Source organism: Nitrospirillum viridazoti CBAmc (assembly GCF_000730165.1).
Classification (GTDB): domain Bacteria; phylum Pseudomonadota; class Alphaproteobacteria; order Azospirillales; family Azospirillaceae; genus Nitrospirillum; species Nitrospirillum viridazoti.
In genome coordinates, this window is the sequence record NZ_CP022110.1 from 156,401 (window position 1) to 176,055 (window position 19,655).

Sequence of the window (19,655 nt, forward strand, 5' to 3'; positions counted from 1 at the left end):
GCCGGATGGCCGCGCCCGCCGCTTGAGGGATTACTCAAACAATCCCGCCTGGTAATCGCGGATGGCGGCGATGATCTCTTCCCGGGTGTTCATGACGAAGGGGCCGTGGGCCACCACCGGTTCGGCGATGGGCTCGCCATGGCCGAACAGCAGCACCGCGTCTTCCTGCGCCGTGATCTCGACCGCGTCGCCCTCCAGGCTCAGTTCCGCCAGCTGATGGGCGGGGGCGGTGCCGCCGCCCACGGCGATCGCGCCGCGCACGACGTACAGGAAGACAGTGCGGCCGGCGGCGCCGTCAAAGCGCACGATACCGCCGGCGGCCAAGGTCACCGTGCTCATGAACACGTTGGTCAGTGAGGTGATGGGGCCGCTCACCCCGCCCCAGTTCCCGGAGATGAGGTTGACGGTGCCGCGCCCGTCGGGGGTGGGCAGGGCCGGGATGGCGTCGCGCTGCAGGCCGGTGTAGCCGGGCGCCGCGAACTTCAGCCGCGCCGGCAGGTTCACCCACAGCTGCAATATCTCCAGCGGCCCGCCCTTGCGGCGGAATTCGGCCGGCGACAGCTCCGAATGCACCACGCCGCGCCCCGCCGTCATCCATTGCACGCCGCCGGCCCTGATAACGCTTTCATGGCCGGCGCTGTCGGCGTGCGTCAGCTCCCCCTCCAGGATGAAGGTCACCGTCTCGAAACCCCGGTGGGGGTGGGGGCCGAAGGGCAGGCCGCCGTTATTGGGCGGATAGACCTGCGGCCCATGGTGGTTCAGGAACAGGAAGGGACTCAGCTGCGGCAGGGCCGGGCCCGGCAGGGGGCGGCGCGTCGTCAGGTCCGCGATGTCGTCGCGATAGGCCGGGTGCAGGCGTTTCAGGGTCTTCAGCGGGCTCATCGGCCGGTCCCTCCAGGGCAAATCTCACCGGGGCGCGGCATCGGCGCACCCGTCATCATCCTACATCTAAGCGGTGGCGGGCCCGCGCGATAGGGCATAGCGGCGGCACGGACTGTTGCTGTGCCGGAACGATGGACCATGGCGGCACCGGGAGCCGGGGCGGGGAGTTTTCGGGTTGACCCAGGCCTGGGCATGGCTGATGGTACCGCTATCATATGATTTATAAGAATCCTCCAGGGGGAAGACCGACCATGAAGACGCAGGGGCAGCCCGCGCGGGGCGCCACACCGAAATCCATGCTGAATTACCGGGGTCTGGCGCTGGTCCTGGGCCTCGGCGCCGCCGCCTCGGCCCTGACCACGCCGGCCCTCGCGGCCGACAGGGATGTTACCGCCGCCATGGTGGTGGACCAGTCGAACAAGACCCAGGAACAGACCCTGGTGCTGGAGCCCTATGGCCCCAACATCATCCGCGTCACCCTCAGCCTGAAAAAGGATGCGGCCCTGGCCGGCCCCGGCTACGGCATCATTCCCGGCGCCAACCCCGCCGGCTGGACGCAAGGCCAGGATGAGCGCGGCGACACCGTGCTGAAGTCCGGCCAGATGTCGGCCACCATCGTCGGCTGGCACCCGCCGCCGCACGCCGTGCCGCCGCAGCAGACCGCCGTGGATATCAGCCGCTATTTCGGCGGCACCACCAACGGCGCCCACATCCTGTTCAAGGACGCGGCGGGCAAGACCATCCTGGACTTCACCGGCTGGTCCATGGGCATCCCCAACTTCAAGGACGGCAACAGCCAGTTGCTGCACGACCGCCGGCCCACCGATGACCAATTCTACACCGTGAACGGCACCTTCGCCTCCCCGGCGGATGAGCATTACTACGGGCTGGGCCAGAACCAGGAGGGCTTCCTGGACCATCGCGGCCACGTGGTGCGCTGCTGGAATGACTACAACGCCTCGGGCGGGCAGAGCACCTGCGTGCCCTTCATGATCACCAACTACGGCTACGGCCTGCTGTGGGACAACCCGTCCAAGACGACGATCGAGCCGGGCTTCAACGAGGTCACGCGCTGGACGTCCGAGGTGGGCGACCGCGTCTCCTTCTTCGTCATCTCCGGCAAGACGCCGGACGAGATCTACGCCGGCTACCGCCAGCTGACCGGCGCCACCCCCATGCTGCCCAAGTCGGCCTACGGCTACATCCAGTCCAAGCAGCGCTACCGCTCGCAGCAGGAAGTGCTGGACGTGGCCAAGGGCTATCGTGAGCGGCACATCCCGGCCGACGTGCTGGTGGTCGACTGGTTCTACTACACCATCATGGGGCAGTTCGATTTCGTGCCGGAGCTGTGGCCCAACCCCAAGGCGATGAACAAGCAGCTGCACGACATGGGTTTCGAAACCATGATCAGCGTGTGGCCGCGCTTCACGTCCGATGGCCGCTATTATGACTTGCTGAAGAAGAACGGCTGGTTCCTGAGCCAGGCGGACGGCACGCCCACCAATGGCCTGCCCTATGACAAGGCCGGGTCGGACATCGACACCACCAACCCCGACGCCGCCAAGTGGTACTGGAACACCATCCGCGACAACATTCTGAGCCAGGGCTTCGACAGCCTGTGGTCGGATGAGACGGAACCGGATTTGCCGCCCAACGGCAGCTACTACCACATCGGTCCGGGCACGAAGTACTTCAACGTCTACCCGCTGTTCCACACCAGCGCGCTGTATGACGGCTTCCGCCGCGACTTCAAGGACAAGCGCACCGTCATCCTGTCGCGCGACGCCTATCTGGGCGTGCAGCGCAACGGCGCCATCGTCTGGTCGTCCGACATCACCCCCACCTGGGACGCGTTCAAGCGCCAGGTGCCCACCGGCCTGGACTTCGCCGCGTCTGGCATCACCTACTGGAGCAACGACACCGGCGGCTGGCAGTACCTGCCGGAGGAGCACAAGCCCGCCAAGGCGCCGCTGCTGGACCCGACGCCGGCGCGCGGCGTGGTCGGCGGCTATGACGACTATCCCGAGCTGTACACCCGCTGGTTCCAGTACGCGACCTTCCTGCCGGTGCTGCGCACCCACGGCAGCCGCCCGGCCAACGAGATCTGGTCCTACGGGCCCGACGCCCAGGCCATTTTGGAAAAGTACGTGAAGCTGCGGTACCAGCTGATCCCGTACATCTATTCCCTGGGCTACAAGACCTATAAGACGGGCGCGCCCTTCCTGCGGGCCCTGCCGCTGGACTTCCCCAACGACCCGGCCGTGACCGACATGCGGGACGAATACATGTTCGGCCCCGCCCTGCTGGTGGCCCCGGTGACGGAGCAGGGGGCGACGACCAAGCAGGTGTACTTGCCGGCAGGCAGCGACTGGTACGACTTCTGGACGGACAAGCGCTACACCGGCGGCCAGACGGTGACGGTGGCCGCCCCCATCGACCGCATCCCGGTGTTCGTGAAGGCCGGGTCCATCCTGCCCTTGGGCTCCCCCATCGAGAACACGCACCAGAAGCAGACCATCGCGAAGGTGAAGGTCTATCCGGGCGCCGACGGCCGCTTCACCCTGTTCCAGGACGACGGCTTCACCTACGCCTACGAGCAGGGCGGCGGCAACGTCACCGAACTCAGCTGGTCAGAGGCCAGCCACAGCCTGGGCCATACCGGCGCCAAGGGCTGGAGCGAGCCTGACGCCAAGGTGGTGGAGGTGGTGCAGGCCAAGTAAGGCCGGCATCTAATACGTGCGGCAGTTGATCGTGACCGATCAGCTGCCGCCCCTCAGGCGCCGGGCGCGTCCGCGGGCTTGTGTCTTCCATAATCTGCGTAAAATGCGCTGTCACGAGCTGGGGCATGCCCCAGCTCGTGACCCGTCCGGAAGACCGCTCCGCTTTTCGGTAGTTCGCGCTCCGTAGCCAAGCAAGGCTCTCCGAACGGCCCCTTCATTGACCCGAACAGTTGCCTGGGGTTGCCGCCCCGTACGTGCAAGGATGGGAGCATGAAGATGGCGCAGAACGACTCTATCATCGCCCTGGATGTCAGCAAGGCCCGCCTGGACGGCTTCGATGCCGCGACGGGAGAGACCTTTCAAATCGATAACACCAAAGCCGGATATGCCACCCTCCTGCAACGGTGCCGGAAGCGGGCTGTACAGGTCGTTGTGGAGGCCAGCGGCGGCTATGAGCGACTTGTCATGAAGGCTTTATGGAAGGCCAATATTCCCGTCCGTATCGTCGATCCCCGCCGGGTTCGGCATTTCGCACGAGCCAGTGGGCGCTGGGCCAAGAATGACCGCCTCGATGCCCGAATGATCACCGCCTTCGCGCAGGCAATTGAAGGCGAGCCATACCAGGCGGACCCACATCGGGAGAAACTGGCGGAACTGGCCACGCGACGGCGTCAGCTCACCAACATGCAGACCATGGTCCGCAACCAGGCTCAGCTTCTGGAGGACCTGGAGTTGGCCCGTCTGAGCAAACGCCACCTGAACATCCTGGCCCTTCAGATCGCCCGCATCGAAAAGCGTATCGCTGACCTCATCGCCCAGCATGAAACCTTCAGGACCAACAACGCCAGGCTCCAGTCCATCCCCGGCGTCGGTCCGGCCTGCTCAACCGTCCTGTTGGCCTACATGCCCGAACTGGGCGCCATCACACGACACCAGGCCGCCGCATTGGTCGGCGTCGCTCCCATGGATAACCAGAGCGGCAAACGCGACAGGCCCAGGAGCATTTACGGCGGAAGATCAGAGGTCCGATCCGTCCTCTATATGGCCGCCCTCGTCGCCAGCAAGCACAACCACACCCTCAAAGACTTCTATCGGAGGCTGATCAACGCCGGCAAAAAGCCCAAAGCCGCCCTCGTCGCTGTCATGCGTAAGCTCATTATCCTCGCCAACGCACTCATTCGAGACCAGAGGGCATACGCACCTTAAAGACAGTTGCTTGGCTTCTCCTCGCCTTTCAGTCCACTGCGTTCCCCGAAAGGCTCCGGCGGCCCCGGTCGGGGCCTAGGCCCGAGGCGTGGCCTCGGACCGGCATTCTCTCGGTAGTGTGCGCCATGGCGGCGGTGAGGGGAAGTCAGCCGCCGCCGGCCAGGCCGGGGAACAGGTTGCGCAGGCCGGCGGCGATGGTTTCCACCGCGACCGAGGCCAGCAGCAGGCCGAACAGGCGGCTCATGATGTTCAGGCCGATCTGGCCCAGGCGGTTGCCGATGGGGCCGGCCAGGCGCAGGGATCCCCACAGCAACAGGCAGACAAAGACGATGCAGCCGATGATCAGGCCGCCATGGATGGGGCCGTGGCCCTTCTGCATCTGGATGATGACGGCGGTGATGGCGCCGGGGCCGGCCAGCAGGGGCAGGCCCAGCGGCACCACGCCGATGGCGCTGCGCCCCTCCGCCTCGCTGGCCTCGCCCTCCGTCTGCTTCATGGCCGAGACGTTGGCGTTCAGCATGGACAGGGCGATCAGCAGCAGCACCAGGCCGCCACCCACGCGGAAGCTGTCCAGGCTGGTGCCCAGCAGGCGCAGCACCAGGTCCCCCACCAGGGCCGATACGATCAGGACGGTGGCAACAGTCAGCACCGCCTGGCGGGCGATGATGTTGCGTTCCCGCTGGCTGCGGCCCTCGGTCAGCCCGAGGAAGATGGGGATGGCGGCGAAAGGGGTCAGAATGGCGAACAGCGCGATGACGAACTTGCTGTATTCCTGCCACGACGCCACGAACGATGAAAAATCCAAGGCCACCCCCGCACCATGCCCGCGCCCAGTCGCGGGTTCGAGGCAGAGTAGCGTTGGCGGTGGCGGCGCTTCAACCGCTCAGCGTGCGGTTCCTTAACGGAAAAACGCCGCCACGATCTCCAGCGCCGCGTCCACGGCCGCCGCATCCACATCCAGGTGGGTGACCCAGCGCTGCATGCCATAGGTGCTGGTGACGGCGACGCCGTGGGCCTTCAGGTGGGCATTGAAGGCATCGGCCACGTCGGACGCCACGGCCACGAACAGGATGTTGGTGTCGGGCGGGGTGACGGTCAGGGCGGGGAAGGCCGAGAGACCCTCTGCCAGGCGGCGGGCGTTGGCGTGGTCATCGGCCAGCCGGCCGACGTTGTGCTCCAGCGCGTACAGGCCGGCGGCGGCCAGGATGCCCACCTGGCGCAGGCCGCCGCCCAGCATCTTGCGGATGCGCCGGGCGCGCGTGATGAGGTCGGCCTCGCCCACCAGCACGCTGCCCACCGGCGCGCCCAGGCCCTTGGACAGGCAGACGGACACGGTGTCGAAGCCCGCCGCCACCTCGGCCGCCGGCACACCCAGGGCTGTCGCGGCGTTGAACACGCGGGCACCATCCAGGTGGGTGGCCAGGCCGTGGCGGCGGGCCAGATCGACGGCATCCCTCATATAGGACAGGGGCAGGGCGCGGCCGCCCAGCGTGTTCTCCAGCGCCAGCAGGCGGGTGCGGGCGAAGTGCGGGTCGTCCGGCTTGATGGCGGCCTGGATGTCGGCCAGGGCCAGGGTGCCGTCGGCCAGGTGGGCGATGGGCTGCGGCTGGATGCTGCCCAACACGGCGGCCCCGCCCGCCTCCCAGCGGTAGCAATGGGCCATCTGGCCCACGATGTACTCATCGCCCCGGCCGCAATGGGCCATCAGCGCCGCCAGGTTGGACTGCGTGCCCGACGGTAGGAACAGGCCCGCCGCCTTGCCCAGCATCGCCGCCGCCGTCTCCTCCAGCCGCTTCACCGTCGGATCGTCGCCAAACACGTCGTCGCCGACCTCCGCATTCGCCATGGCTTGACGCATGGCGGGGCTGGGACGAGTGACGGTGTCGCTGCGGAAGTCGTAGCGGATCATGAGAGGCGTTCCTTTGGGCAAGATCGACTTATCAAGACAAACGATGCAGCGGCAGATTCATGCGTTGGTGGAGGACGCGCATTATATGGGTCGTGCCAGCGCGATGACGATAAATGACAAGATGTTGTTCAACTAACAAAGTGCGATAGCCACGACCCAAGTCGTCACGTGCCCGGCTTCCAAGCATCCTCGGATTCTCATCGAGCCGTTGAAATGCCTTGGCAAAAGCGCGCGTATAGACGTCCGCCTGGGCATCACCCCATCGGTCAGCCGTATACTCGGCAATATCCAGTAAGTCGGCGTCCGCCCGGCGCGTGAGACGGATCGTCATAGAAGGTAACGCCCTCTGAGCGATTAGCCGTTATTGCGCCGACGGGCCCGGGCGATGCCCTCGGCGAAAATTTCTTCCACGGTGCGGGTCGAAAAGAGGCCAGCATCTGCCTCATCCGCGCCAAGCTTAACGGCGGCCCGCAACGCTTCCATCTCCAGCTGCTCCAGCCGGGCGGCCAAGGCGGCGTCGAGGACCGTATCAATGTCCTGGCCGGTTAGCGCCTGCAGGCGGGCCAACCGTTCGGCGGTGCTGTCCTGGATGTCGATGCGCTGGGTCATGCCGAATTATATGCGGGCGGGAACGGCTTTTGTCCATTCCCGCCCTTGACAGGCTTCTTACTTGATCCCGTCGCCCAGCGCCTGGTCGATCAGGGCTTTGGTCTCAGCGACGCCGTACAGGGCGATGAAGCTGCCCATGCGGGGGCCGGTGCTCTGGCCCAACAGCACCTCATAGAGGGTCAGGAACCAGGCGCGCAGTTCGGTGAAGGGATGGCGCTTGCCGATCTCATAGACCTCGTTCTGCAAGGCCTCGGCATTGGTCAGCTGGTCGGCCGGCCACTGGGCCAGGGCCGCGCGCAATTCCTCCAGGGCTGCCCGCTCCACATCGGTGGGGGCGCGGTAGACCTTGGTGGGCTTCACGCGGTCCTGGTAATAGGCGACGGCGTAGCCGACCAGCCGGTCCAGGAAGGGGCTGTTGGCCGGGGTGGCGGCCGGGGCGTAGCGGCTGATGAAGCCCCACATCACGTCCGCATTTTCCGCGTTGGCGGCCCCCGCCAGGTTCAACAGGATGCCGAAGGACAGATTGGTCTTCAGCTGGTCCGCAGCGGTGGCCCACGCCGGCACCTGGCCGTTGTGGATGTGCCAGGCCGGGTTCTCCAGCGCCTTGGCCGGCTCTTCGCCCTTCAGCTTGTCGACGAAGGTCAGATAGTCGTCGACGGCGCGCGGGATGACGTCGAAGAACAGCTTCTTGGCCGCCCGCGGCTTCTGGAACATGTAGAGGGCCAGACTTTCCGGCGGGGCATAGCGCAGCCACTCCTCCATCGTCAGGCCGTTGCCCTTGGACTTGCTGATCTTCTGGCCCTTGTCGTCCAGGAACAGCTCGTAATTGAAGCCCTCGGGCGGCTGGGCGCCCAGGATGCGGCAGATCTTGCCGGCCAGCTCGACGGAGGGGATCAGGTCCTTGCCCGCCATCTCATAATCGACGCCCAGCGCGAACCAGCGCATGCCCCAGTCGGGCTTCCACTGCAGCTTCACATGGCCGCCGGTGACGGGGGTCTCGACCTTCTTGCCGTCCTCATCCTCGAACACCACGGTCCCGGCATCCGGATTGATCTCCAGCATCGGCACCTGCAGCACGCGGCCGGTGCTGGGGCTGATGGGCAGGAAGGGGCTGTAGGTCGCCCGGCGTTCCTCGCCCAGGGTCGGCAGCATCACGCCCATGATCTCATCATAGTGGCGCAGCACGGCCAGCAGGGCGTGATCGAATCGGCCGGAGGTGTACCAGTCGGTGCTGCTCTGGAACTCGTACTCGAAGCCGTAGCTGTCGAGGAAGGCGCGCAGGCGGGCGTTGTTGTGGTGGCCGAAGCTCTCATGCGTGCCGAAGGGGTCCGGCACCTTGGTCAGCGGCTTGCCCAGGTGCTGCGCCACCATCTCGCGGTTGGGGATGTTGTCCGGAACCTTGCGCAGGCCGTCCATGTCGTCGGAGAAGGCGAACAGGCGGGTGGGCACGCCCGGCGCCAGCCGCTGGAAGGCCTGGCGCACCATGGTGGTGCGGGCCACCTCGCCGAAGGTGCCGATGTGCGGCAGGCCCGAGGGGCCGTAGCCGGTCTCGAACAGGACGTAGCCTTTGGCCGGGGCTTTGTCGCCGTAGCGCGCGACCAGTTTGCGCGCCTCCTCAAACGGCCAAGCCTTCGCCTCGCGTGCCAGTTCCTGTTCCGTCGCCATCGCGGTCACTCACGTCAATTCGGATGTGGAAAACGCCCGGCTCCACACCAGTGCCGAGTCGGGCTCGGCACCCTAGGCGCTGCCAGGAATACGGTCAATCCAGGGTCTAGGCGGCCCCGCCCTGCGCCGCTGGTTCCCCTTCGCCATTTCCTTGCTCCTGGGCATCGTACACCCAACGCTGGCGCGCCTCGGCCAGGGTGCCGGTGGCGATGGCCTCCCGCACGTCGCGCAGCAGGCGGTTCATGGTGGCGACGTTGTGGATGGACAGCAGCTGCATGGCCAGCAGCTCACCCGCCTTCAGCAGGTGGTGGATGTAGGCGCGGCTGAAGTTGCTGCAGGCGTAGCAGTCGCAGGCCGGATCGATGGGCAGCGGATCCTCGCGGAAGCGGGAATTGCGCATGTTCAGCCGCTCCCCCTTCGCCTTGGGCGCCAGCGCCCAGCCGTGGCGGGCGATGCGGGTGGGGCTGACGCAGTCGAAGGTGTCGATGCCCTGCACCACGCCGGCGAAGATGTCGCGGATGCCGCCGATGCCCAGCAGGTGCACCGGCCGGTCGGGGTGGGTGTAGGGCATGGTCATGGCCACCACCTCATCCATCTGCGCCGTGTTGGCGCCCAGGCTGCCGCCCACGGCCGTGCCGAAGAAGGGGCGGTCCTTGGTGTAGGTCGCGCTTTCCTTGCGCAGATCCTCGTACACCCCGCCCTGGATGATGCCGTACAGCGCCTGGGGCAGGCCGTTGTAGCTCATGCCCCCGCCCTTGGCGAATTCCTTCAAGGACCGGTCGCCCCAGCGGTGGCTCAGCGCCATGGACTTGGCGGTATAGGCCCGGTCGACATGGAAGGGCGTGCATTCGTCGAACTGCACGATCAGGTCGGCGCCCAGCTTGCGCTGGATGTCGATGGACAGCTCAGGGGACAGGAACAGCTTCTCGCCGTTCATGTAGCTGCGGAAGGTGGCGCCTTTCTCGGTGATCTTCAGCAGGGTGGTGTCGCGCGTCTGGGTGCGGCGGCCCTTGATCTCATCCGCCACCGAGCCGTGGCCCATGGAGAAAATCTGGAAGCCGCCCGAGTCGGTCAGCATGGGTCCGTCCCAGCCCATGAAGCGGTGCAGGCCGCCCATCTTGGCGACGATATCGGCGCCCGGCTGGATCATCAGGTGATAGGTGTTGGACAGGATGATGTCCGTCTTCTCCGCCCGCATCTGCGCCGGGGTGACGCCTTTGATCGACGCCTTGGTGCCGCAGAAGATGAAGTTGGGGGTGGAGATGGTGCCGTGCGGCGTGGTCAGCCGGCCCAGGCGCGCCCGGCTGTCGGGGGCCTTGTGGGTGATCTCGAACGAGAACCCGGGGTAGGAGGTCGGCAGATCGGACATGGGGACGGACTCTGAAACGAAGGGGAAGGATGGGGTCAGGCGCGGGTTTGGGCCGGTTGGCGGGCGCCAAGATGCGGTGCGAGGGCCCGGCGCGACAGGTACATGAACGGGGTGTCCAGCAGGCTGGCGGCCACCCGCATCAGATAGGTGCCCAGAATGTAGGTGAACACCAGCGCGTGCCAGTCCACCGGCGTTTCGGCGAAGACGCGCCAGGCCAGCAGGCTGAAGACGGTGTTGTCGATCAGCGCCGACACCATGGTGGAGCCGTTGTTGCGCAGCCACAGGTGCTTCTGCCCCGTCGCCCCCCGGATCTTCTGATAGATCCAGACATCGCACAGCTGGCTGGCCAGGTACGAGGCCATGCCGGACAGGAACAGGGCCGGGGCCGGCAGGAACAACGCCGCCAGATGGTCTTGGGTCGACAGCGCCCAGGCCATGTCATCGCCGGCCTGTTCCGCCGTCATGGGGCGGAAACCCAGGGTGATCAGCATCATCAGCGTGAACAGCAGATAGCCCGCGAAGCTGAGGTAGATGCCGCGCCGCGCCGCTTCCCGCCCGTAATGCTCGGTCAGGATGTCGGTGGCGAGATATGTCGAGCTGAACAGGATCGTGCCCATGGCCACGGGGTGTTCGTAGAAGGGGAATTGAACCGCCTTCAACACCTCGACGTTGGCGCCGATGATGGCGACGATGATGTAGATATAGAGGCCGGACTGTCCGAACAGCCGGGCGAGCGCCAGGATGGCGCTGAAACAGAACAGCATCTGACCCACCAGCAGGGCTGCTGGCGGCAGGCCGTTCAGGAATTCGACGAGAGCGGCGGGCGAGAGCGTCATGGATGTGAGGCCCCAGCCCGCAGGCAAGGCGATCGTCACGCAGGAATGCTTATGGGCCGCAGGCGGACCGCCCGGCAACACTCATTCGGCAGCATTCGTTCACAAGGATCGGGGCGGCACCCAATGGAGCCGCCCCATTCCCGGAAGGCGTGCGATGCTTAGGCGGCGGCCTTGTTGGCCAGGACCTTGGCGATGCGGCGCTTCACGCGGCGCGCATCCAGCGACAGCTCGCTGTCCTTCATGTCCAGCAGGGCGCTGTCCAGGCCGCCCTTGTGCTCGATCGTGCGGATGCCCTTGGTGGACAGGCGCAGACGAACCATGGTGCCCAGCGCATCGCTCAGCAGCGAGGTCTCCTGGAGGTTGGGCAGGAAACGCCGGCGGGTCTTGTTGTTGGCATGGCTAACATTGTTGCCGAACTGCAGACCTTTGCCGGTCACATCGCACTTGCGGGCCATTGGAGCACCTTCACGGAATAACAAGAATGACGACCCCGGGCGCACACCGCTCCGGAGGGAAGCGGCGATATAACCGAAGGGGCGGCGGAGAGTCAAGGGCGCCCCGGGAAAAACCAGGGGCCAGTCGCCGGCATCCCTGCCATGGCCTGACGGAGAATCAGGGTAGAACAGGGCCCGGCGGCCATGGGGCGCTACTGATGACCACTCGGGCACCGGGAGTCAATGCCGTGCCGTTTTTTCTTGGGCGACGGACGGGGGCTATTCACGCAAATCAATCCCCCGTCCGGGACATCTCCAGATCAACGCGGTGGGGTTTGCCTTTGTGGATGAACTCCCCCACGAAACTCAGCCTGTCCTTGGTGCGGGCATAGGTGATGCGCTCGCCGGCATGGGGCCCCACGCCTTCGAACACCACGCTTTGCAGGCTGCACTCGCTGGCGATGAAGGTGACGGGCGCCGTCTTGTCCTCCCAGGCGCGGGCCAGGGTGCCGTCGAAATGGCGCAGCCGCAGGGTGACCTTGCCATCGGAGGGCGCCAGGCTCAGCGCCTCCACGAAATGGGGCGTGCCATCCTTGGCCGTTTCCCACGCGCTGCCGGCGAGGGTGCCGCCGGGCAGCAGGGCCCAGCGCTCCTCGCCCGCGGTGTCGATGGCGGTGTTGCTCCAGGCGCCTTGCAGCCAGTGCAGAGCCTCCAGCGTGCAGGTCTCCGCCCGGGCCGGGGCGGACGCCAGCAGGGGCACCAACAGGACGGCGGCGATGGGGCGCATGGTCACTCCTCGTGGCGGAAGCGGGCCAGCAGGGACCGGGCCGCCATGGCTGGGGTCTGGGTACCGGCCGTGACCGCCGACTCGGCCCCGCCCAGCTGGGCGCGCACGGCCGGATCGCTGGTGAAGGCCGCCAGCAGGCTTTCACGGATTTCGTTCCACATCCAGGCGCGCGCCTGGTCGGCCCGGCGGCCGTCCAGCCGGCCGCTGGCGGCCTGGGCGTCGCGGAACCGTCCTATGGTGTCCCACACCCCGTCCACGCCCGTGCCCGTGATGGCGGAACAGCTCAGTACCGGCACGGTCCAGTCCGGCGTGGCTGGCCGCAGCAGCGCCAGGGCGTGGCCGTACTCGGCCACGGCGTGGCGGGCCTGGGCCACTAGGTCGCCATCGGCCTTGTTGACCACCACCAGGTCGGCCAGTTCCACAATGCCCTTCTTCAGGCCCTGCAGCTCATCGCCGCCCGCCGGCAGCAGCAGCAGCAGGAACAGGTCGACCATGTCGGCCACGGCCGTCTCCGACTGGCCCACGCCCACCGTCTCCACCACGATGACGTCGAAGCCGGCGGCCTCGCACAGCAGCATGGCCTCGCGCGTGCGCCGGGCGACGCCGCCTAAGGTGCTGCCGGCGGGTGAGGGGCGGATGAAGGCCGCCGGGTCGCGCGACAGCTGCTCCATGCGCGTCTTGTCGCCCAGGATGGACCCGCCGGTGCGCTGGCTGGACGGGTCGATGGCCAGCACCGCCACCTTGTGGCCTTCGCCAATGACGTGCAGGCCGAAGGCCTCGATGAAGGTGGACTTGCCCACACCCGGCACGCCGGTGATGCCCACCCGCACCGACCGTCCGGCATGGGGCAGCAGCCGGGCCAGCAGGGCGTCGGCCTGGGCGCGATGGTCGGCGCGGGTCGATTCGATCAGGGTGATGGCCCGCGCCAGGGCCCGCCGGTCCCCCGCCAGCAGCGGTTCCGCCAGACCGGTGGAATCGGCCCCGGAACCAGCGGGCGACTCGGGGTGCAGAGGGGTGTCGGCGTTCATAGGCGGCCTCGGGGAAACGTCCTAAGTCGCTCCATATCCCAGAACTTTGGTCTGGGCGAATGCTGATGTCAAAAGCGGGCCGGGCCCTATGGGGTCGGCGGCCATTGGCGCGCCGCATGCACAAGACCCAACACCCGTACGACGCCGCCGATCACGCGATAGATCAATATGTAGTTCCGCTGTATGACCAATTCGCGCGTACCGACGATACGTCCTGGCCGGCCGATGCCAGGATGCTTGGTCAAAAGCAGGGCCTTTTCTGAAAACAGCTCATCCAACGCCAGCGCGGCGGCCGGGTTTTCCTGTGCGATGTAATCACGGATTGCCCTGCGGTCAGCGGCTGATGGACGTGCCCAAATCAGCTTCACGACGCTGGACCAACCAGCTTGCGCCGCATCGCCGCCCGCCAGGTTTCGGCTTCGGCCTCCACTTCTTCAGCCGACAGCACGTCACCTGCGTCGTCAGCATCAATACCGGCCTGCACCTTGGCTCGGAACCAGGCGTCGTAGTCCGCGGTTTCCTGCTGCTTTCGCACGAAATCGCGCATGTAATCCCGGAGCAATTGCGCACCGGTGCGATCATTGGTTTTGGCGGCTTCAGCGAACGCGGCTTTCAGGGCTTCATCCACCCGGAAAGTGAAGGTCGTTTCGGTCATCGCAAGAGCCTATGTGTTACACCATAGGTGCACCGTAGCACATTGCCATCACCCTGTAACAGTAACAGGTTCGACAGTAGCAGTGTCCGGTGGGGCGCTTCCCTCCTTCACCGGATCCGCCGTCTGTTGCCGCGCCCACAGTTCGGCATAGGCGCCGCCCAGGGCCAGCAGGTCGGCGTGGCGGCCGCGCTCGCGCACGCGGCCTTCCTCCAGCACGATGATCTCGTCGGCGTCCACCACGGTGGACAGGCGATGGGCGATGACCAGGGTGGTGCGCCCGCGGCTGACCTCGCGCAGGTTGCGCTGGATTTCCCGCTCGGTATGGGTGTCCAGGGCGCTGGTGGCCTCGTCGAACATCAGGATGGGCGGGTTCTTCAGGATGGTGCGGGCGATGGCCACGCGCTGCTTTTCGCCACCGGACAGCTTCAGGCCGCGCTCGCCCACCGTGGTGTCCCAGCCATCGGGCAATCCCGCGATAAAGCCGTCGATGTGGGCCAGTGCCGCCGCGTGCTCCACCTGGCTTTGTGTCGCCTCGGTGCGGCCATAGGCGACGTTGTAGCGGATGGTGTCGTTGAACAGCACCGTGTCCTGCGGAACGATGCCGATGGCTGCCCGCAGGCTGGCCTGGGTGATCTGGGTAATGTCCTGCCCGTCGATCAGGATGCGGCCGCCGTTGGCGTCGTAGAAGCGGAACAGCAGCCGCGACAGGGTGGACTTGCCGGCGCCGCTGGGCCCGACGATGGCCACGGTGCGGCCGGCGGGCACGGTGAAGCTGATGCCTTTCAGAATGGGCCGGCGCGGGTCATAGCCGAAGGACACGTCCTCGAACCGCACCTCCCCACCGCGGATGGCCAGCGGCTGGGCACCGGGGGCATCAGCCACCTCGCGGTCCACGGCCAGCAGCACGAACATCCTCTCCATGTCGATCAGGGCTTCCTTCACCCCGCGATAGACGAAGCCGAAGATGTTCAGCGGCTGGTACAGCTGCAGCATATAGGTGTTCACCAGGACGAAATCGCCCAGGGTCAGGGTGCCGGCCTCGATGCCGCTGGCCGCCATCCACATGACGGCCACCAGGCCCACGGCGATGATGAAGCTCTGGCCCACGTTCAGGATGGACAGCGAGGTCTGGGTGCGCACCGCCGCCTGCTCATAGACCTTCAGCGCGCGGTCATAGCGCTGGGCCTCATGCTCCTCATTGCCGAAGTACTTCACCGTCTCATAGTTCAGCAGGGTGTCGATGGCACGGGCGCTGGCCTTGGTGTCGCTCTCCACCATCTGGCGGCGGATGCGGGTGCGCCAGTTGGAAATGACGACGGTGAAGGCGATGTAGCCGCCCACGGCCACGAAGGTGACCAGGGCGAACCAGATGTTGAACAGGCGCCACAGGATGCCGGTGACCAGCAGGATCTCCAGCACCGTGGGCAGGATGTTGAACAGGGCCGTGGACAGCAGGGTCTCGATGGCCTTGGTGCCCCGCTCGATGGAGCGGGACAGGCCGCCGGTCTGCCGTTCCAGGTGAAAGCGTAGCGACAGGCCATGCAGGTGGCGGAAGACACTCAGCGCCGCCTTGCGCATGGCGCGCTGGGCCACCCGCTCGAACACGCTGTCGCGCAGCTCGCCGAAGGCCAGCGACAGCACGCGCGCCAAGCCATAGGACAGGATGGCCAGCACCGGTACCACGGCGGCGTTGGCCTTGATGCCCTCGCCCAGCTGATCCACCGCGTGCTTGTAGAAGACGGGGATGGTGACGCTGGCCGCCTTGGCGCCCAGCAGCAGCAGCATGGAGATGATGACCCGCCCCCGGGTGCCCCAGTCGCCCTTGGGCCAGACATAGGGCATCAGCATGGCCAGCGCCTTGCCCTCCCCCATCTGCGGACGGGTGGGCCGGGGCTCTGGTGCCGCGGGTGACGGATGGGTGGGGGTGGCGGTCTGGGTCATCAGCACTAGATGGGGCGGCGGGGCGGATGGGGTAGGGCGGGGCGGCTATGTGATTGCGGCCGGTCCGGCCGTGGCGCAGCGATGGCCGTCACCTGTCAGCGCCTGTCGTTCAGCAATTGGCGGATGGCTTCGGCCAGCAGGCGGTAGGCACGATCGTCGCCCTTGTCGGCGGCGGCGGCCGCCTTGTCCGCCTGGGCGCGGAAGCGGGCGTAACCCTGGTCGCGGCGCAGGCTGTCCCGGGCGCCGGCCGCCAGCACCTCGTCCAGGGTGGACGGCACCTCGGCCGCCTTTACCGAGGTGGGCGCCAAGGTGGGCGCAGCACCTTTGGATTTGGTCGGCAACGGTTTGGACGGCCGTTTGAACGGGGACATGGGCGCCCTCGGGATGCGCGGACCGGAACGGCCCCATCATGCCCCGGTCACGGCAACATCGCCAGCGCCGGGCCGGGCGGCACCTGGCGGTCGGGCGGGAAAATCACGGTGACGCGGGTGCCGCCGCCGGGCGGGCATTCCACCAGCAGGCTGCCGCCGTGCAGTTCCATCAGGCGGCGGACGATGAACAGCCCCAGGCCGCTGCCGCCATGGCGCCGCCGCAGCGAGGGCTCCGCCTGCAGGAAGGGCTGGGTGCCCAGGTTCTCCAGCACGTAGCGGGAGATGCCGGGGCCTGTGTCGATCACCGACAGGGCCAAACCTTCCCGCCGGATGTCGGCCGACACCGTCACCCGGCCGCTGTCGGGCGTGAACTTCACGGCGTTGCCCAGCAGGTTCAGCAGCACCTGGCGCAGGGCCGTGGGGTCCAGCATGGCGTGCAGGCCGGCGACGCCGGCCACGGTGATGTCGATCTTGCGCTGCAGGTTGCCGGCCTGGATTTGGCGCACCGCCACCGCGACCTCGGCCGCGATGTCCACCACCTTGTCCTCCAGCTCGAACCGGCCCGCCTCCATGCGCGCCACGTCCAGGATGTCGTTCACCAGTTCCAGCAGGTGCAGGCCGCTGACGCGGATATCCTCGGCGTAGTCGGCGTAGCGCGCGTCACCGACCGGGCCGTAGGTCTGCTGGGTGATCAACTCGCTGAAGCCGATGATGGCGTTCAGCGGCGTGCGCAACTCGTGGCTCATGCTGGCCAGGAAGGCGGTCTTGCTGCGGCTGGCCATTTCGGCGTCGTGCCGGGCGCGGGCCAGCTGGCCATCCGTCTCCTTGCGCACGGTGATGTCCATGAGCGAGCCCAGCAGGCGGACCGGCCGGGGGGCGGCGTCCCCGGTTTCCATCGGCGGCCAGACGCCCTGGCCGCGCACGTGGAACCAGCGGGTGACGCCGTCGGCGCAGACCATGGGCAGTTCCAGGTCGAAGGGCTGGCCCAGGCGCAGGTGGCTGCGCACATGGGAAAAGGCCCGCGCCCGCTCCGCCTTGGGGATCATGCCCAGCACGCGGCGGGGCCCCTGGATGCCCGCCGGCAGGCGCAGCAGGGTCTGGGCCTGGCCGGACAGGTGCAGGCTGCCGTCGCCCAGATGCCAGTCCCAGATGCCGACGGCGGAGCCGCCGGTCGCCAGCTCGTACCGTTCCTTTTCCTGGCGCATGGTCTCGGCCGCCACATGCTGGGCCGTCAGGTCGATGGCCATGCCGACATAGCCCAGCCGCTCGCCCTCGCGCGCCGTCACGGGCACGGCCTCGCACAGCACCCACACGATGCGCCCGTCGGGGCGACGGATGCGGAATTCCTCGGCATAGCGTTCCCCCCGCTGGGTGGCCACCAGCCAGCGGGATTGCGCGCGCTTGTGGTCCTCGGGATGGATCAGCCACCATTCCCAGCTGCCGCCGGGGTCCAATTCGGCCGGCATGCCCGTGATTTCGCGCAGGTGGGGATTGCGGTAGGTGATCTGGCCCGTGGAGTCGACATGGAAGATACCCACGGGGGCCATGTCGGCCAGGGCGTTGTAGCGCGCCTCGCTGATGGCCAGCTCCCGGGTCTTGCGCGCGTCGGCGGCCAGGGCGCGCACCAACACGCGGTGTAGCAACAGCGCCGTGATCAGGACGAAGCCCACGCCCTTGACCGGCCCCACCCATGCCGCGTGGACAGGACCCAGTGTCATGTCCAGCGCGATGTCGGAACCCAGGACCCACAACCCGCCCAGCAAGGCGTAGCCCAGGCAAATCCGTGTTGCCGCCCCCAACCGCACCCTGGGCCCCGTCCTTTTTACCGGCGCGGGCCGCTGCCCCGAAAGGTCAGGTGCTTGGCCGGCTGGGTTTAACCAATGGACATACTGTAGGCACGGGCAACGGTCTGGCGCAATCAGCGGAAGGCCAGGATAGGGGGAAGAGGGGCGCTTATTCGCCGCCCAGCACGACCTCGCCGCTGCCCGACTTGCCGATACGCGGCGTGCCGGTGTGCTTGGCCACCGTGATGGTGCCGCTGCCGCCCATGAACAGGTTGGGGTCCTTGGCGGTGCCGTCGAAGGTGAAGTCGCCCTGGCCCAGGACGGCGACCTTCAGGGCGCTGGCGTTGCCGTCGTTGATGTGCACGTCGCCCTTGCCGTTGATGACGGCCTCGATGACGCCGTCCACCCGGTCGGCGGAGATATCGCCGTTGCCATAGACAGCCAGGCGCAGCGCCTTGTCGATGGTGCCCAGCGACAGGTCGGCCTGGCCCATGACGCGGACTTCCGCCTCCGACGCGCGACCGACGTGCAGGTCGCCATGGCCGGCGATGACGAACTTCAGCGACTCCGCCACCTCGTCCACGCTGATCTCGGCGCTCTCGGCGATGTTGGCCTGCAGCGACTTGACCTTTTTCAGCGATACCTGGGCCTTGCGCAGGTCCAGCACCACGTCGCCGTCCAGTTCGCCATCCACGGTCAGCTCGCCGGACAGGCCGGCGGCCACCAGCTTGGTCTTGGCGGGCACCGTGATGGTCAGCTCGGTCGACCGTCCGCTGCCCGACACCTGTAGCGTGCCGTCCTCGGCCGCCGCGCGCACGGCCCCGCCGCTGGCGGAAATGCCGATGGTGGTGGCGCTGCTGGACGGGCGGATGATGGTGTTGCCGGACAGGTTGGACAGGTTCACCACCTGCTGCGCCGGGAATTCCTGGGTGCTGTCGCTCAGGGCCCGGGCATCGCGGGCGGCGGCCCGTGCGGCCATCGCCGCGGCCTTGGCCTCCTGCTTGATGGACTCGACGTCCAGCCCGCGCATCGCCTCTTCCACATCGCGGCGGATCTGGTCGGCGTCGGCCCGGCTGATGGGGGCGGTGGGCGACGCGGGGGACGCAGGCGCTATCGGCGGAATCGGCGGGATGGGGGGAATGGGCGGAATGACGCCATCCATCTTCACCACCTTGACCGAATGCGACGAGCCGTGGCCATGGCTGCCCAGCAGCATGAAGCCCAGCGAGCCGACAGCGACCAGGGCGGCGATGACGCCGCCGGCGGGTATGCCGGGCGTGAGGCGGGGACGGGGGGAGGTGACACTGGTTTCCATGGGGCGCACCCTGCGCGACATCGTAGAATTCCCCCGACTATTGGCCACTTGATCCCGCCTGTCCGCAGTGTTTGCCTAACCGTTACACTTTTAACCCGCCTGTTACACGACCGCCAGGGGCGGCGACGCGCCCAAGCGGTCTAC

The 19,655-nt window shown here is 67.1% G+C and carries 19 protein-coding genes; 2 read left to right on the forward strand and 17 right to left on the reverse strand.

Annotation, left to right across the window (positions count from 1 at the left end; all coding sequences use genetic code 11):
- Positions 1-30 precede the first annotated feature (30 nt).
- Positions 31-882, reverse strand: coding sequence for a pirin family protein (locus Y958_RS00770; RefSeq protein ID WP_088870515.1), 852 nt, complete (start codon positions 880-882; stop codon positions 31-33).
- Between the two features lie 251 nt (positions 883-1,133).
- Here Y958_RS00770 and Y958_RS00775 point away from each other — a divergent pair, with 251 nt between their 5' ends.
- Positions 1,134-3,602, forward strand: a complete 2,469-nt coding sequence (locus Y958_RS00775; protein ID WP_088870516.1) for a glycoside hydrolase family 31 protein — start codon at positions 1,134-1,136, stop codon at positions 3,600-3,602.
- Positions 3,603-3,872: 270 nt separating this feature from the next.
- Positions 3,873-4,808, forward strand: a complete 936-nt coding sequence (locus tag Y958_RS00780; protein ID WP_088870517.1) for an IS110 family RNA-guided transposase — start codon at positions 3,873-3,875, stop codon at positions 4,806-4,808.
- A 145-nt stretch (positions 4,809-4,953) separates the two neighbouring features.
- Here Y958_RS00780 and Y958_RS00785 read toward each other — a convergent pair whose 3' ends face one another.
- The 16 genes from Y958_RS00785 to Y958_RS00860 form a co-directional block, all read right to left on the reverse strand.
- Positions 4,954-5,613, reverse strand: coding sequence for a MarC family protein (locus Y958_RS00785; protein WP_186291205.1), 660 nt, complete (start codon positions 5,611-5,613; stop codon positions 4,954-4,956).
- A 93-nt stretch (positions 5,614-5,706) separates the two neighbouring features.
- The gene (ltaE, locus tag Y958_RS00790) at positions 5,707-6,717 is read right to left on the reverse strand and encodes a low-specificity L-threonine aldolase (protein WP_088870519.1); all 1,011 of its coding nucleotides are present in this window, start codon (positions 6,715-6,717) and stop codon (positions 5,707-5,709) included.
- A 31-nt stretch (positions 6,718-6,748) separates the two neighbouring features.
- A complete protein-coding gene (locus tag Y958_RS00795; RefSeq protein WP_088870520.1) occupies positions 6,749-7,048 on the reverse strand; it encodes a type II toxin-antitoxin system RelE/ParE family toxin in 300 nt (99 codons plus the stop codon).
- Positions 7,049-7,071: 23 nt separating this feature from the next.
- Positions 7,072-7,326, reverse strand: coding sequence for a hypothetical protein (locus Y958_RS00800; RefSeq protein ID WP_088870521.1), 255 nt, complete (start codon positions 7,324-7,326; stop codon positions 7,072-7,074).
- A gap of 57 nt (positions 7,327-7,383) precedes the next feature.
- A complete protein-coding gene (locus Y958_RS00805) occupies positions 7,384-8,991 on the reverse strand; it encodes a lysine--tRNA ligase (protein WP_088870522.1) in 1,608 nt (535 codons plus the stop codon).
- Between the two features lie 106 nt (positions 8,992-9,097).
- A complete protein-coding gene (tgt, locus tag Y958_RS00810; RefSeq protein ID WP_088870523.1) occupies positions 9,098-10,360 on the reverse strand; it encodes a tRNA guanosine(34) transglycosylase Tgt in 1,263 nt (420 codons plus the stop codon).
- Between the two features lie 35 nt (positions 10,361-10,395).
- Positions 10,396-11,196, reverse strand: coding sequence for a queuosine precursor transporter (locus Y958_RS00815; protein WP_050898374.1), 801 nt, complete (start codon positions 11,194-11,196; stop codon positions 10,396-10,398).
- 158 nt (positions 11,197-11,354) lie between these two features.
- Positions 11,355-11,651, reverse strand: a complete 297-nt coding sequence (rpmB, locus tag Y958_RS00820) for a 50S ribosomal protein L28 (protein WP_040846783.1) — start codon at positions 11,649-11,651, stop codon at positions 11,355-11,357.
- A 271-nt stretch (positions 11,652-11,922) separates the two neighbouring features.
- Positions 11,923-12,417: a DUF6265 family protein gene (locus tag Y958_RS00825; RefSeq protein WP_088870524.1), complete on the reverse strand. Its 495-nt coding sequence runs from the start codon at positions 12,415-12,417 to the stop codon at positions 11,923-11,925.
- 2 nt (positions 12,418-12,419) lie between these two features.
- On the reverse strand, positions 12,420-13,445 hold the full coding sequence (gene meaB / locus Y958_RS00830) for a methylmalonyl Co-A mutase-associated GTPase MeaB (RefSeq protein WP_088870525.1): 1,026 nt from the start codon (positions 13,443-13,445) through the stop codon (positions 12,420-12,422).
- Positions 13,446-13,531: 86 nt separating this feature from the next.
- A complete protein-coding gene (locus Y958_RS00835; RefSeq protein ID WP_088870526.1) occupies positions 13,532-13,813 on the reverse strand; it encodes a type II toxin-antitoxin system RelE/ParE family toxin in 282 nt (93 codons plus the stop codon).
- Positions 13,810-14,100, reverse strand: a complete 291-nt coding sequence (locus tag Y958_RS00840; protein ID WP_088870527.1) for a hypothetical protein — start codon at positions 14,098-14,100, stop codon at positions 13,810-13,812. Before Y958_RS00840 ends, Y958_RS00835 begins: the two co-directional genes overlap by 4 nt.
- A 48-nt stretch (positions 14,101-14,148) precedes the next feature.
- Positions 14,149-16,041, reverse strand: coding sequence for an ABCB family ABC transporter ATP-binding protein/permease (locus Y958_RS00845; RefSeq protein WP_088870528.1), 1,893 nt, complete (start codon positions 16,039-16,041; stop codon positions 14,149-14,151).
- Between the two features lie 95 nt (positions 16,042-16,136).
- On the reverse strand, positions 16,137-16,412 hold the full coding sequence (locus tag Y958_RS31165) for a hypothetical protein (protein WP_186291207.1): 276 nt from the start codon (positions 16,410-16,412) through the stop codon (positions 16,137-16,139).
- A 47-nt stretch (positions 16,413-16,459) separates the two neighbouring features.
- Positions 16,460-18,217, reverse strand: a complete 1,758-nt coding sequence (locus Y958_RS00855) for a sensor histidine kinase (protein ID WP_145728003.1) — start codon at positions 18,215-18,217, stop codon at positions 16,460-16,462.
- 148 nt (positions 18,218-18,365) lie between these two features.
- The gene (locus Y958_RS00860; protein WP_088870531.1) at positions 18,366-19,511 is read right to left on the reverse strand and encodes a head GIN domain-containing protein; all 1,146 of its coding nucleotides are present in this window, start codon (positions 19,509-19,511) and stop codon (positions 18,366-18,368) included.
- Positions 19,512-19,655: the final 144 nt, after the last annotated feature.

Bases quoted from the DNA above. Each gene is read 5' to 3' on its own strand.
- Y958_RS00770 (WP_088870515.1), bottom strand. From the start codon at position 882: ATGAGCCCGCTGAAGACCCTGAAACGCCTGCACCCGGCCTATCGCGAC.
- Y958_RS00775 (WP_088870516.1), top strand. From the start codon at position 1,134: ATGAAGACGCAGGGGCAGCCCGCGCGGGGCGCCACACCGAAATCCATG.
- Y958_RS00780 (WP_088870517.1), top strand. From the start codon at position 3,873: ATGAAGATGGCGCAGAACGACTCTATCATCGCCCTGGATGTCAGCAAG.
- ltaE (WP_088870519.1), bottom strand. From the start codon at position 6,717: ATGATCCGCTACGACTTCCGCAGCGACACCGTCACTCGTCCCAGCCCC.
- Y958_RS00795 (WP_088870520.1), bottom strand. From the start codon at position 7,048: ATGACGATCCGTCTCACGCGCCGGGCGGACGCCGACTTACTGGATATT.
- Y958_RS00800 (WP_088870521.1), bottom strand. From the start codon at position 7,326: ATGACCCAGCGCATCGACATCCAGGACAGCACCGCCGAACGGTTGGCC.
- Y958_RS00805 (WP_088870522.1), bottom strand. From the start codon at position 8,991: ATGGCGACGGAACAGGAACTGGCACGCGAGGCGAAGGCTTGGCCGTTT.
- tgt (WP_088870523.1), bottom strand. From the start codon at position 10,360: ATGTCCGATCTGCCGACCTCCTACCCCGGGTTCTCGTTCGAGATCACC.
- Y958_RS00815 (WP_050898374.1), bottom strand. From the start codon at position 11,196: ATGACGCTCTCGCCCGCCGCTCTCGTCGAATTCCTGAACGGCCTGCCG.
- rpmB (WP_040846783.1), bottom strand. From the start codon at position 11,651: ATGGCCCGCAAGTGCGATGTGACCGGCAAAGGTCTGCAGTTCGGCAAC.
- Y958_RS00825 (WP_088870524.1), bottom strand. From the start codon at position 12,417: ATGCGCCCCATCGCCGCCGTCCTGTTGGTGCCCCTGCTGGCGTCCGCC.
- meaB (WP_088870525.1), bottom strand. From the start codon at position 13,445: ATGAACGCCGACACCCCTCTGCACCCCGAGTCGCCCGCTGGTTCCGGG.
- Y958_RS00840 (WP_088870527.1), bottom strand. From the start codon at position 14,100: ATGACCGAAACGACCTTCACTTTCCGGGTGGATGAAGCCCTGAAAGCC.
- Y958_RS00845 (WP_088870528.1), bottom strand. From the start codon at position 16,041: ATGACCCAGACCGCCACCCCCACCCATCCGTCACCCGCGGCACCAGAG.
- Y958_RS31165 (WP_186291207.1), bottom strand. From the start codon at position 16,412: ATGTCCCCGTTCAAACGGCCGTCCAAACCGTTGCCGACCAAATCCAAA.
- Y958_RS00860 (WP_088870531.1), bottom strand. From the start codon at position 19,511: ATGGAAACCAGTGTCACCTCCCCCCGTCCCCGCCTCACGCCCGGCATA.